Below are 13,228 nucleotides of genomic sequence, written 5' to 3' on the forward strand. Positions count from 1 at the left end.
GTGGGAGCGGGCTTGCCCGCGAATGGGCCGCAAGGCGGCCCCAATTGCATCACCCGTGGGTCTTGCCCAGCAGCGCGTGATACAGCTCGGTATCACCCAAAATCCCCACCAGCTTGTCGTTCTCCTGCAACACCAGCTTGTTGCCGGTCTGGTAACGAATCTGCAAGGCGTCGCGCATACCAATGTCGGCGTGCACCACGGTCGGCCGGCGATCCAGCGCCTCCACCGCCTGCCCCGGCACCCAGTTCTGCATGTCCAGCCCGTTCTGCCCTTGGCGCGCGCGCTTGATCGAGTTGCCTTCGCCCAGGTCCAGCCACGAGTCGCCGCCCGGGTCCAGGCACACCGAGCCGTTGACCCGCTTGCACTTGTCCAGGGTGCGCATCAGGCTGCGCCCGCACAGCACGTTCAATGGGTTGGTGTGGGCGACGAAGGTCCGCACGTACTCGTCGGCCGGGTTCAGCACGATCTCCTCCGGCTTGCTGTACTGGATGATCCGCCCGTCCTTCATGATGGCGATGCGGCTGCCCAGCTTCAGGGCTTCGTCCAGGTCGTGGCTGACGAACACGATGGTCTTGCTGAGTTTGCTTTGCAGGGCCAGCAGCTCATCCTGCAAACCCTGGCGGATCAGCGGGTCGAGGGCCGAGAACGGTTCGTCCATCAGCAGGATGTCGGCGTCCATCGCCAGCGCCCGGGCCAGGCCCACACGCTGCTGCATGCCGCCGGACAGCTCGTCGGGCTTCTTGTTGCGCCACTGCGTCAGGCCCACCAGCTCCAGCTTTTCATCCACCAGCTTGCGCCGCTCTTTCTCCGGGCGGCCCTGCATTTCCAGGCCGAAGCTGATGTTCTCGCGCACGGTCAGCCAGGGCATCAGGGCGAACTTCTGGAACACCATGGCGATGCGCTTGGTGCGCATCATCTTCAGCTCTGCCGGGGTGCAGTGGGCGATGTCGATGTGTTTGCCTTCGTGCTCGACGAACAGCTTGCCGCGGCTCACGGTGTTCAGGCCGTTGATGCAGCGCAGCAGGCTCGACTTGCCCGAGCCGGACAGGCCCATCAGCACGCAGATCTCGCCCTTGTTGATGTCCAGGTTGGCCTTCTCGACACCGACCACAAGGCCGGTCTGCTTGAGGATCTGTTCACGGGTCTTGCCTTCGTCCAGCAGCGCCAGCGCCTCGCGCGGCTTGCTGGAGAAGATGACGTCGACGTCTTCGAAACGAATGATGCTCATGCCTCACCCCTTACCGGCAGTTCCGGTTGCTTGCAGATACGGTCCAGCATGATCGCCAGCAGCACGATCGCCAGGCCCGCTTCGAAGCCGAGCGAGATATCGGCGGTGTTCAGTGCGTTGACCACAGGTTTGCCCAGGCCATCAGCGCCCACCAGGGCGGCGATCACCACCATCGACAGCGACAGCATGATGCATTGCGTCACGCCAGCGGCGATGCTCGGCATGGCGTGGGGCAGTTCGATGCGGGTCAGCAACTGGCGGCGCGAGCAGCCGAAGGCCTTGCCGGCGTCGAGCAGCTCCTGCGGCACGTCGCAGATGCCCAGGTAAGTAAGGCGGATGGGCGCGGCGATGGCGAACACCACCGTCGAGATCAGTCCCGGCACCACGCCCAGGCCGAACAGGGTCAGCGTGGGGATCAGGTAGACGAAGGTGGGCACGGTCTGCATCAGGTCCAGCACCGGGCGCATGCCGGTGTAGAACATCGGTTTGTGCGCGGCGAGGATGCCCAGCGGCACGCCGATGGCCACGCACACCACGGTGGCGAAGCTCACTTGCGCCAGGGTTTCCATGGTTTCCTGCCAGTACCCCAGGTTGAGGATGAGCAGGAACGACAGGGCGACGAATACGGTGAGGGCCCATTTGCGCTGGATCAGGTGCGCGAGGGCGGCGAACAGGGCGATGAGTACGAAGGGGTTGAACCAGGTCAGGGCGCTGGTGACGCCATGGATCATGAATTCCAGGCCCTTGGCGATGGCATCGAAGTATTCGGCGCCATTCTGGGTCAACCATTCGACGAATGAGGCGATGTACTGCCCCAGGGGTATTTTCTGATCGATAAGCATGATAGCGAGCTTCCACCTGCAAAGATTGAAATCAGTCCGGGGTGGGCACGGTCCCACCCCGCGGTGTTGCCATAGCGTCTTGCGTTATTGCGTCAGTTTGGCCTTGGCCGCCTCAAGGCCGGGTTTGCCATCCACGGTCGTCACCCCGGCGAGCCAGGTGTCCAATTTGCCGGGGTTGTCCTTCAGCCATTTTTTCGCGGCCGCCTCGGGTTTCATCTTGTCGTCCAGGACATAGCCCATCATGGTGCTTTCATCCTTGAGCTCGAACGACAGGTTCTTCAGCAGTTGGCCCACGTTGCCGCATTCCTGCGCGTAACCCTTGCGGGTGTTGGTGAGCACGGTGGCCTTGCCGAAATCGGGGCCGAAGAATTCATCGCCGCCGGTGAGGTACTGCATCTTGAACCGGGTGTTCATCGGGTGCGGTTCCCAGCCCAGAAACACCACCGCCTCACCCCGCTTCTGCGCCCGGTCGACCTGCGACAGCATGCCGGCCTCGCTGGATTGCACGATCTTGAAACCGGCGTCCTTCAGGCCGAAGGCGTTCTTGTCGATCATGCTCTGGATGGTGCGGTTGCCGTCGTTGCCCGGCTCGATGCCGTAGATCTTGCCGTCCAGTTCCTTCTTGAATTTGGGGATGTCGCTGAAGTCCTTCAGGCCCTTGTCATACAGCGCCTGGGGCACGGCCAGGGTGTACTTGGCGTTCTCCAGGTTGGCACGCACTGTCTCGACGGTGCCGGCATCGCGGTACTGCTTGATGTCGTTCTCCATGGTCGGCATCCAGTTGCCGAGGAACACGTCCAAATCCTTGCCGGCGGCCAACGACTTGTAGGTCACCGGTACCGAGATCATGGTGGTGTGGGTCTTGTAGCCCAGTGCTTCAAGCACAACGCTGGTCGTCGCGGTGGTGACGGTGATGTCGGTCCAGCCGACGTCGGAGAACCGTACCGTCTGGCACTGTTCGGGTTCTGCAGCCTGGGCCAGCAATGGAGCGGACAACATCGCAACCAGCAACAGCGAGGGTGAAGCTTTCATAGGTGGACTCCTGTGATTTTATCTTCGGGTTCGCGAAGGGCTGTCGGCGCTTTCTAGGGGGCCGATCAGCCAGGCCTGCAGAGGGCAGGATGCGAGGCCGTGCAAAACGAGTCGCTTTCGATAATCCTCCAGCGTTCGGCAATCGCCTACTGGTGGGGTCGTATCCAGTACAGGACGGGTCGCATCCAGTACGGGCAATGTCGCAACTGGATTTTTCCACCCCCGCGCCACCCTTGTTGCGTCGTCCGGCCGGTGGAAAACGGCGCATGCAGCGCCGGTACAGCGGCGGCGCAGCTGGACAAAAGTACGTCGGTTGCAGACGGCGAGGGGGTGGGCAAAAGCCCGATGATGCGAGCATTCCGAGGCGGCTCGACGATTCAGCCTAGCAGTTGCGCAAGGCATCGTTCGGCGCGACCAGGCAAGCCCATCAAGAGGTGAAGCGACAATGGCCATCAGCGTGTTCGACCTGTTCAAGATCGGTGTCGGGCCCTCCAGCTCCCATACCGTCGGCCCCATGCGTGCCGGCGCCATGTTCGTCGAGGGGCTGCGCCAGCGCGGCGAGCTGGAACAGGTACGACGCATCGAGGTCAGGCTGTATGGCTCACTGTCGGCCACCGGCGTCGGTCACGGCACCGACAACGCCACGATCATGGGGCTGATGGGTGAGTGGCCCGACTCGATCGACCCCACGCAGATCACCCCACGCATCGCCGACCTGCGCGAAACCAACGTACTCAAGCTCGACAGCCGCCTGCCCATCGAATTCGTCTGGGCCCGCGACATGCTGCTGCTGGACGAGAACCTGCCCTACCACCCCAACGCCATGACCCTGATCGCCGAAGGCGAGGGCGGCGAGCTGCACCGCGACACCTACTACTCGGTGGGCGGGGGCTTTGTGGTCGATGCCGCCCAGGCCGCCAGCGGCGTGCTGGACGCCGACCAGACGGTGTTGCCATACGACTTCGACAGCGCCGCCGAACTGCTGCGCCTGTGCAAGCAAAACGACCTGCGCGTGTCGCAATTGATGCTGGAGAACGAGAAGGTCTGGCGCAGCGAAGCGGAGATTCGCGCCGGCCTGCTCAAGCTCTGGCACGCCATGCAGGAGTGCGTGAACAACGGCCTTAAATATGAAGGCACGCTGCCCGGCGGGCTCAACGTACGCCGTCGTGCCGCCAGGCTGCACCGCAGCTTGCAGGAGATCGGCAAGCCCAACGTGATCGGCTCGACCATGAGCGCCATGGAGTGGGTCAACCTGTTCGCCCTGGCGGTCAACGAAGAAAACGCCGCCGGCGGGCGCATGGTCACCGCGCCCACCAACGGCGCGGCGGGGATCATCCCGGCGGTGCTGCACTACTACATGCGCTTCTCCGACGTCGTTGACGAATCCAACGTGGTGGATTTCTTCCTCGGCGCAGCGGCGGTGGGCATCCTGTGCAAGAAGAACGCCTCGATCTCCGGCGCCGAAGTCGGCTGCCAGGGTGAGGTCGGTTCGGCCTGCGCCATGGCCGCCGCGGGCCTGGCCGAAGTGCTCGGTGCCACCCCGCCGCAACTGGAAAACGCCGCCGAAATCGCCCTTGAGCACAACCTTGGGCTCACCTGCGACCCGGTCGGTGGCCTGGTCCAGGTGCCGTGCATCGAGCGCAACGCCATCGCTGCGGTGAAAGCGATCAACGCCGTGCAGATGGCCCTGCGCGGAGACGGCGAGCACTTCATCTCCCTCGACCAGGTGATCCGCACCATGCGTGACACCGGCGCCGACATGCACGACAAGTACAAGGAAACCTCGCGCGGCGGCCTGGCGGTCAGCGCCATCGAGTGCTGATGCGCCGTTCTGGCCCACGTGTGACCGTTGCGCCACATTCTGGCGCAGCGGTTGTCATCTACCGACTGTCGGCTGTCGTTACCGGTAGGGTCGTTGTCGGTGACACTCAAGTCTGTCGCTTCTGGGCAACCTTCCCAGCAGTGCTACCGAATTGCTCAGCTGTTACATGCAAAGGCGCTGGCGCGCTGCTTTGCGTTTAGGTCTACGCTCGATCCAGAGCCCGCTGAAAGTCGCATGCCGACGTCGTTTTTGGGTTTTATTGGATGAGTGTTCAATTTCAGGCATGCCATTTGCGTTGAGATTGGCAAAGCCCCTGCATACGAAACGGGGCCATTACAAGAACAGTGCTCGCCTGAGGCACACCCTGCATTGTGTGAGGAGAAATCGCGATGACGTCGTACACCTCCGGGACCCCAACCCAGAACCGCACAGCCGCACCCCAGTCCATCGGTTTTCTCCTGCTGGACAACTTCACCCTGATCTCGCTGGCCTCGGCCGTCGAGCCACTGCGCATGGCCAACCAGCTGTCCGGCCGTGAGCTGTACCGCTGGCACACGCTCACCGTCGACGGCGGCCAGGTATGGGCCAGCGATGGCCTGCAGATCACCCCCGACGCCGCCATGCACAGCGCCCCACCGATCGACACCGTGATCGTCTGTGGTGGCGTGGGCATCCAGCGCACCGTCACCCGTGAGCATGTCACCTGGCTGCAGGCCCAGGCCCGCCAGTCGCGCCGGCTTGGCGCGGTGTGCACCGGCAGCTGGGCGCTGGCCTGCGCCGGCCTGCTCGACGGCTTCGATTGCAGCGTGCACTGGGAGTGCCTGGCTGCCATGCAGGAGGCCTACCCACGGGTGAACATGAGCACCCGCCTGTTCACCCTCGACCGCAACCGCTTTACTAGCTCCGGCGGCACCGCGCCGCTGGACATGATGCTGCACCTGATCAGCCGCGATCACGGCCGCGAGCTGTCGGCGGCGATCTCCGAGATGTTCGTCTACGAGCGCATCCGCAACGAGCAGGATCACCAGCGCGTGCCGCTCAAGCACATGCTCGGCACCAACCAGCCGAAGCTGCAAGAGATCGTCGCGTTGATGGAAGCGAACCTGGAAGAGCCGATCGACCTGGACGAACTGGCGGTCTATGTCTCGGTGTCGCGACGCCAGCTCGAGCGCCTGTTCCAGAAGTACCTGCACTGCTCGCCGTCGCGCTACTACCTCAAGCTGCGGCTGATCCGCGCGCGGCAGCTGCTCAAGCAGACGCCGATGTCGATCATTGAGGTGGCTTCGGTGTGCGGGTTCGTGTCCACGCCGCACTTCTCCAAGTGCTACCGCGAGTACTTTGGCATCCCGCCGCGTGACGAGCGCGTGGGTTCGAACACCACCCAGCAGGTGGCGATGATGCCGATCCCGCAGGCCATGGCCCTGTCACCGCACAGCGGGCCGATGGCGGCGCTGAGCCAGGCACGCAACGAGTCGACGTTTGCCAGTGTAAGGCTCTGATACCGCGCCGCCTTCTTCGCGGGTAACCCCGCGAAGAAGGTGAAGGAGATTTTGAGGTCAGGCGCGCTTGCTGTACTGCGCCAGCGCCGGCAAAAGCTGTTTGTCGATGGCCTGGCGCACCGCCGGGAGGATGGTCGCGCTGCCGGTGTACATCTGCTCCACCATGCCCTTGAGCGCCCGCGCATTGGGCTCGGTCAACCCCCGCACCACCACTTCGCAGGCCTGCTCGGCGCTGGCGCCGGCCGGTATGTCGAAGCCCCGCGAGCGCAATTGGCCCAGCAGGTCGTCCTGATCGATCAGATCCGCGTGCATCATGGCTGTTGTCCTCTGCTGCTGTTGTTTGCGACCGATTCTGTGACGCAGGCGACAGCGCGGCAAGGGCAGATTGTCGCGATGGCCGCTTTGGCTAAGAACAGGTCGTTTACGGCTAAATCACCCCTGCTGCAAGCCCGCACACTGGGGTCATTCACGGCACCGAGGGTTTGGTCACCCTCACCTCACGCACAGTGGATGTTGCTCGCTCTTGGCCCCGCAAGCTCACGGCTTTGCGGGGTTATTTTTTTGCGCCCGTCGCCTGCAAGCCGGCTCCCACTGGTGGTATGGGAGCAAATTTCCTGCGCAGATTTTCTGTAGGAGCGGCCTTGTGTCGCGAAAGGGCCGCAAAGCGGCCCCAGGTTCTTGCGTTATCACATGAATTGCCGGGCTGCTGCGCAGCCCTTTCGCGACACAAGGCCGCTCCTACAGTGGGCGTGTAAATCCATTGGGTGGGTTTGCCGGCGATGGGGAGCGGTCAGGCGGCCGGCAGGCTCAGCACACGCCCGACAAACTCAGCGGCGGGCAGATCCTGCTGTTGCTCCACAAGGCCCTGCATCAACCCCACACTGCGCTCACCAAACGGCGCCGACTTCGGCCCCGCCAGGTCCACATGCAGCAGCATCTGCTCACTGGCCGCCAACGCCTCGTCGAAGCCCGCCCGATGCAGGCTGTGATACAGGTGCAGGCGTTTCCTGTCGAAACCGATGATCTGCGTCTGCACCCACACCTCGGTGTCCAGCTTCACCTCATGCAGGTAGTTGATATGCGCCTCCAGGGTGAACAGCGAGTGCCCGCTCTGCCCCCTGGCGTCGGCGTCCAGGCCGATGCGCTCCATCAGTGCGTCGGTGGCGTAGCTGAAGATCAGCAGGTAGTAGGCGTCGCGCAGGTGGCCGTTGTAGTCGACCCAGTCCGGTAGCACCTGGGTGCGGTAGGTGGTCAGTGCGGGCATCGTGTTCTCCTCAGTCGCCAAAGGCCATGCCGTGCTTGGCCTTGCTGTTCTTCACGGCGTCCAGCACCGCCAGCAGGGTGTCGTCACGGTAGCGTTCCAGCGCGGCGATGCTGCGCTCGCCCAGTTGTTCGCTGGTGCCCTCGACCACGTCGTCGATCAATTTGTCGGTCAGTTCCGGCGCTGGCAGGTAGGTCCAGGGTAGTTGAAGTGCCGGGCCGAACTGGGCCATGAAGTGGCGCATGCCGGCGTCGCCACCGGCGAGGGTGTAGGTCAGGAAGGTGCCCATGAACGACCAGCGCAGGCCGGCGCCAAAACGGATCGCATCGTCGATCTCGCCGGTGCTGGCAACACCGTCGTTGACCAGGTGCAGGGCCTCGCGCCACAGCGCTTCGAGCAGGCGGTCGGCGATGAAGCCGGGGACTTCCTTGCGCACATGCAGCGGGCGCATGCCCAGCGCGGTATAGATGGTTTTCGCCGCCTCGATGGCCTCGGGGCTGGTGTTGCGCCCGCCGACGATTTCCACCAGCGGCAGCAGGTAGACCGGGTTGAACGGGTGGCCGACCACACAACGTTCGGGGTGGCTGGCCGACTCGTAGAACTCGCTGGGTAGCAGGCCCGAGGTGCTGGAGCCGATGATGGCGTTCGGTTTGGCGGCGGCGCTGATCTTCGCGTGCAGGTCGAGCTTGAGGTCCAGGCGTTCGGGGGCGCTTTCCTGGATGAAGTCGGCGTCGCGCACGCATTCCTCGATGGTCGCTACGAACGTCAGGCGGTCTTGCGCGGCGCCGGGTGCCAGGCCTTGTTTCTCCAGGGCCGGCCAGGCGTTGGCGATACGCTTGCGCAAGGCGGCTTCGGCACCGGGCGCCGGGTCCCAGGCGACCACGTCCAGGCCATGGGCCAGGGCACGGGCAACCCAGCCGCTGCCGATGACGCCGCTACCCAGGGCGGCGAAGGTCTTGATGTCGGTGATGAATTGCATTCGAGGTTCCTCAGAGCAAACAGAGTTCATTGGGTGAGCGCAGTCCCTGTGGGAGCGGGCTTGCCCGCGAACACCGGCAGAGCCGGTGCCATCCACCGCGTTGCCTGCTTCGCGGGCAAGCCCGCTCCCACAGGATCTTTGTTGCAGTGGTGATTGTTGAGCGGCTCAACGGCGCTTGAGGTTCATCTTTTCCCGGCCCTCGGCCGGGCTCAGCACGCGCGCGCCCATGCGGGTGATGATCTCGGCGGCGCGCTCCACCAGTTGGCCGTTACTGGCCAGCACGCCACGGTCCAGGTACAGGTTGTCTTCCAACCCGACCCGCACGTTACCGCCGAGCAGCACCGCCTGTGCGGCCATCGGCATCTGCATGCGGCCGATGCCGAACCCGGCCCAGGTGACGTCGGCGGGCAGGTTGTCGACCATGGCTTTCATGGTGGTGGTGTCGGCCGGCGCGCCCCACGGGATACCCAGGCACAGCTGGAACAGCGGGTCGTCGAGCAGGCCTTCCTTGATCATCTGCTTGGCGAACCACAGGTGGCCGGTGTCGAAGATTTCCAGCTCCGCTTTTACGCCCAGTTCAGTGATGCGCTGGGCGCCGGCACGCAGCTGTGCCGGGGTGGAGACGTAGATGGCGTTGCCGTCGCCGAAGTTGAGGGTGCCGCAATCCAGCGTGCAGATTTCCGGTAGCAGCGCCTCGACGTGGGCCAGGCGTTCCAGCGGGCCAATCAGGTCGGTGCCGGCGCCAAACTCCATGGGCGACTCGCCCGGGCCAATCTCCAGGTCGCCGCCCATGCCGGCGGTGAGGTTGACGATGATGTCCACGTCGGCTTCGCGGATGCGCTCCATCACCTCGCGGTACAGCGCAACGTCGCGGCTGAAGCGGCCGGTCTGTGGATCACGGACGTGGCAGTGGACCACGGTGGCGCCGGCCTTGGCCGCTTCGACGGCAGACTCGGCGATCTGCTTGGGGGTGACCGGGACCAGGTGGCTCTTGGCAACGGTGTCGCCAGCGCCGGTCAGGGCGCAGGTGATGATGACGTCATGGTTCATGGTTGTGATCCTTGTGCAGGCCTTTTTGCGGGCGAACGGGGCCTGTAGGAGCGGCCTCGTGTCGCGAAAGGGCCGCAAAGCGGCCCCAGGATTTCAGCATCGCTAATAAAGTCCCTGGGGCTGCTATGCAGCCCTTTCGCGACACGAGGCCGCTCCTACAGGCGATGGCGGAATATCAGTTGGCGGTGAGCTTGAGGTTGTCGGCTGCCGGCTTGCCGTCGAAGGTGGTCACCCCTTCAAGCCAGCGGGCCTTGTCCTCGGGGTGGTCCTTGAGCCACTGGCGGGCCGATTCCAGCGCGTCCTTGTGGTCGAGCAGCGGCTGCATCATGCGGCTCTCGTCCTCGGCGCTGAAGCTCAGGTTGGCCAGCAGGCGGTGGGCATTGGGGCAGCGCTCGGCGTAGTCCGGCGCGGTCACGGTCCATACGGTGGCGCGGCCTTCATCCGGGCCCAGGGCGTCCTGGCTGTCGCCCAGATACACCATGTCGATGTTCACGTTCATCGGGTGCGGCGCCCAGCCAAAGAACACCACCGCCTCGTTGCGCCGCACCGCGCGGTCGACGGCGGCGAGCATGCCGGCCTCGCTGGACTCGACCAGCTGGAACTTGCCCAGGTCGAACTGGTTCTTGGCGATCATCGCCTTGATCTGGGTGTTGGCGCCTGAGCCGGGCTCGATGCCGTAGATCTTGCCGCCCAGCTCCTTCTGGAACTTGTGGATGTCGGCGAACGTCTTCAAACCCTTGTCGGCGAGGTACTTCGGTACTGCCAGGGTGGCGCGCGCATCCTCCAGGCTGGGCTTGTCGAGCACCTTCACCTGGTTGGCCGTAACGAACGGGGTGATGGTCTGGGTCATGATCGGGTTCCAGTACCCCAGGAACATGTCCAGGCGCTTGTCGCGAATGCCGGCGAAGATGATCTGCTGCGAAGCGCTGGTCTGCTTGGTCTGGTAACCAAGGCCGTCGAGCAGCACCTGGGCCATGGCGCTGGTGGCGATCACGTCGGTCCAGTTGACCACGCCCAGACGCACGTCCTTGCAGGCAGCAGGTTCGGCGGCGAACAGGGGGGATACCACGGTGGTGCTGAGTGCGAGGGACAACAGGCTGCGGCGGATAAAGCGTTGCATGGTGGCTCTCCATCGGCAGTGCATATTGTTATGGGTTCCGGCCTCTGCGGGCCGTGTGAACACGCTACGCTGGTGACGGGGTGGAAAATCGCACCCTGGCGACCAACACTTGCACGGAGGCGACCACTTTTGCCGCGGAGCATGCGATGTCGGAAACACTGCATTTCCTCCTGTTGCCGGGTTTCTCGGCCATGGGTTTCATCAGCGCGATCGAACCTCTGCGGGTGGCCAACCGCTTCCAGGGCGCGCTGTACCAGTGGCGGGTATTGAGCCTCGACGGCGGCGCGGTGCAGGCCAGCAATGGCATGTCGGTGAACGCCGATGGCGCGCTGGGTGAGAGCGAGCAGGTGCGCCTGCTGCTGGTGGTGGCCGGCTTCGAACCGCTGGCCTGTTATGGGCCGGGGCTGCAACAGGCGCTGCGCCGCCTCGACCATGACGGCGCGGTACTGGGCGGTATCGACACCGGCGCCATGGTGCTGGCCGAGGCCGGCCTGCTGGATGGGCACCGCGCCACCTTGCACTGGGAGGCGCTGGAAGCGTTCAAAGAGCGTTACCCGCGCCTGCAGGCGACCCAGGAGCTGTTCGAGCTCGACCGGCGGCGCATCACCTGTGCCGGCGGCACCGCCTCCATCGACCTGATGCTCGACCTGATCGCCCAGGCTCACGGCAGCGAGTTGGCGGTGCAGGTCTCCGAGCAGTTCGTGCTCGGCCGCATTCGCCCGCGCCAGGACCACCAGCGCATGCAGATCGCCAGCCGTTACGGGCTGCGCAACAAGAAGCTGGTGAAGGTAATCGGCGAGATGGAGCGCAACACCGAGCTGCCGCTCAACACTCAAGTGCTGGCCGAGGCGATCCAGGTCACCCGGCGCCAGCTGGAGCGGCTGTTCCGCCTGCACTTGGACGACACCCCCAGTGGTTTCTACCTGCGCTTGCGGCTGGACAAGGCGCGGCAGTTGTTGCGCCAGACCGACATGAGCGTCCTTGAAGTTGCGGTTGCTTGCGGCTTCGAGTCGGCGTCGTATTTCACCCGCTGCTACCGAGCGCGCTTCGCGCGTTGTCCACGGCAGGACCGTCAGATGACCGGCGGCGAATACCGTACGGCGAACGCCTAGGGGGAGTTTCCCGATTATTGTCAGATCGGTAGTTCACTAGCGTAGGCAATCCGTTAACTCACCAAGGATTGCCAAGATGCCTCCTACACATAAATTCAACAGATGCCTGGTTAGCGCGCTGGCGCTGGCCACCATGCTCTCGGCCTGGCAAGCGCACGCCACCGTTGAAGGCTGCGAAGGAACCAGCACCGACCTTTACCAGGATTATTACCGGCCTGGCTGGAACCAATTAGCGGATTACCCCCAGGGCCGGCAGAAGATGATCATTGCTTCGGACCCCCAGGCCTTCCGTTACATGAGCCAGCGTTTCGATGAGTATGTCGAGGAGATCGACTCGGCGGGTTGGCACAAGACCGCACCGGTCTACGAGGCAATCGCCCGCGAGCGCGGCGAGCCCTACCATGTGCCAGTTGTGGTCAATGGCGATATCACCGAGTTCGGCCATGGCAACGAGCGCTCGGCGATGCAGAAGATGTTCCGCAAGATGGCCGCAGGTGTCGGTGGCCCGCTGCTGCTACCGGGGCTGGGCAACCACGACTATGACAACAACGTGGATGACTGCGGCAACAATGGCTGTGCCCGCGATGCCGTCTGCGATCACATCGCCTGGGTGCAGGCCATGCAGCCGGTCAATGCTTTCGACTACCGCTACCGAAACGACACACACGAAGGATCACTCTCCTACTCGGTCACCGTGGGCCGCGTGCGCATCATCCAGCTGAACAACGAGCCGACCTACGAACGTCAATGGAGCACCGGTGGCGGGTGGAGCTTCAAGCCCAAGCGCCATTTCAACATCACCCGCTCCCTGGAATGGCTGAAAGGGCAACTGGAGGAGGCCACCGCCCGGGGCGAGGTGGTGATCATCAACATGCACATCTCGGAGTACTGGGCGGACAAGGAGCAACGCTACTGGGAAGTCCCGAAACTGCTGGAGGCACATGGGGTGGCGGCGGTGTTCTCCGGGCATACCCATTCGAACGTCGGCAAGTACCACACCGGCTTCGGCAATGTACCGCATTTCAAGTCCGGGGCCCTCAATGCGGGGACCTACCTGCGCCTGACCTTCGACTGGAACAAACACCAGTTGCAGGTCGATGAGGTGAGCATGGATGGGCATTTCAACGACACCACGGTGATCGACCTGAATCGCCGCAGCGCCTGATCAAGCCTTCGCGGGGCAAGCCCGCTCTTGTGGGCGCCGGCTTGCCGGTGATGCCGTGCCTGGCACCGGCTTTGCCGGTGATCGCCGGCAAGCTGGCTCCCATAGAGAATCTGCCCGG

The 13,228-nt window shown here is 64.0% G+C and carries 12 protein-coding genes; 4 read left to right on the forward strand and 8 right to left on the reverse strand.

Annotated features, from left to right (window positions below; all coding sequences use genetic code 11):
* Window positions 1-49 precede the first annotated feature (49 nt).
* The 3 genes from choV to IX761_RS03790 form a co-directional block, all read right to left on the reverse strand.
* Window positions 50-1,228, reverse strand: a complete 1,179-nt coding sequence (gene choV / locus IX761_RS03780; protein WP_194788289.1) for a choline ABC transporter ATP-binding protein — start codon at window positions 1,226-1,228, stop codon at window positions 50-52.
* Entirely contained in the window at window positions 1,225-2,073 is an 849-nt protein-coding gene (choW, locus tag IX761_RS03785) for a choline ABC transporter permease subunit (protein WP_194788384.1), read from the reverse strand. The genes choV and choW overlap by 4 nt, the downstream gene beginning before the upstream one ends.
* 81 nt (window positions 2,074-2,154) lie before the next feature.
* Window positions 2,155-3,102, reverse strand: a complete 948-nt coding sequence (locus tag IX761_RS03790; protein ID WP_194788290.1) for a choline ABC transporter substrate-binding protein — start codon at window positions 3,100-3,102, stop codon at window positions 2,155-2,157.
* A gap of 445 nt (window positions 3,103-3,547) precedes the next feature.
* On the opposite strand from IX761_RS03790, the gene IX761_RS03795 reads away from it, so the two are divergent.
* On the forward strand, window positions 3,548-4,924 hold the full coding sequence (locus IX761_RS03795; RefSeq protein WP_194788291.1) for an L-serine ammonia-lyase: 1,377 nt from the start codon (window positions 3,548-3,550) through the stop codon (window positions 4,922-4,924).
* A gap of 389 nt (window positions 4,925-5,313) precedes the next feature.
* Window positions 5,314-6,423: a GlxA family transcriptional regulator gene (locus IX761_RS03800; protein ID WP_194788292.1), complete on the forward strand. Its 1,110-nt coding sequence runs from the start codon at window positions 5,314-5,316 to the stop codon at window positions 6,421-6,423.
* A 57-nt stretch (window positions 6,424-6,480) separates the two neighbouring features.
* Here IX761_RS03800 and IX761_RS03805 read toward each other — a convergent pair whose 3' ends face one another.
* The 5 genes from IX761_RS03805 to choX all read right to left on the reverse strand — a co-directional run bounded on the left by IX761_RS03805 (window position 6,481) and on the right by choX (window position 10,833).
* A complete protein-coding gene (locus IX761_RS03805) occupies window positions 6,481-6,738 on the reverse strand; it encodes a hypothetical protein (protein WP_125462261.1) in 258 nt (85 codons plus the stop codon).
* Between the two features lie 475 nt (window positions 6,739-7,213).
* Window positions 7,214-7,687, reverse strand: a complete 474-nt coding sequence (locus tag IX761_RS03810; protein ID WP_194788293.1) for a thioesterase family protein — start codon at window positions 7,685-7,687, stop codon at window positions 7,214-7,216.
* 10 nt (window positions 7,688-7,697) lie between these two features.
* Entirely contained in the window at window positions 7,698-8,663 is a 966-nt protein-coding gene (locus IX761_RS03815) for an L-carnitine dehydrogenase (RefSeq protein ID WP_194788294.1), read from the reverse strand.
* Between the two features lie 165 nt (window positions 8,664-8,828).
* Window positions 8,829-9,713 carry a 3-keto-5-aminohexanoate cleavage protein gene (locus IX761_RS03820; RefSeq protein ID WP_194788295.1) on the reverse strand — a complete coding sequence of 295 codons (885 nt, stop codon included), beginning with the start codon at window positions 9,711-9,713 and terminating at the stop codon, window positions 8,829-8,831.
* Window positions 9,714-9,888: 175 nt separating this feature from the next.
* Window positions 9,889-10,833, reverse strand: a complete 945-nt coding sequence (gene choX, locus IX761_RS03825) for a choline ABC transporter substrate-binding protein (RefSeq protein ID WP_194788296.1) — start codon at window positions 10,831-10,833, stop codon at window positions 9,889-9,891.
* Window positions 10,834-10,979: 146 nt separating this feature from the next.
* Between choX and IX761_RS03830 the strand changes: the two genes are divergently transcribed.
* Window positions 10,980-11,945 (forward strand): GlxA family transcriptional regulator, encoded by a 966-nt coding sequence (locus IX761_RS03830; protein ID WP_194788297.1) that lies wholly within the window; start codon window positions 10,980-10,982, stop codon window positions 11,943-11,945.
* Window positions 11,946-12,021: 76 nt separating this feature from the next.
* Window positions 12,022-13,110, forward strand: coding sequence for a metallophosphoesterase (locus IX761_RS03835; RefSeq protein WP_194788298.1), 1,089 nt, complete (start codon window positions 12,022-12,024; stop codon window positions 13,108-13,110).
* The last annotated feature ends 118 nt before the right edge of the window (window positions 13,111-13,228 follow it).

Origin of the sequence: Pseudomonas sp. UFMG81 (assembly GCF_015354575.1) — a bacterium.
Taxonomy (GTDB): Bacteria; Pseudomonadota; Gammaproteobacteria; order Pseudomonadales; family Pseudomonadaceae; genus Aquipseudomonas.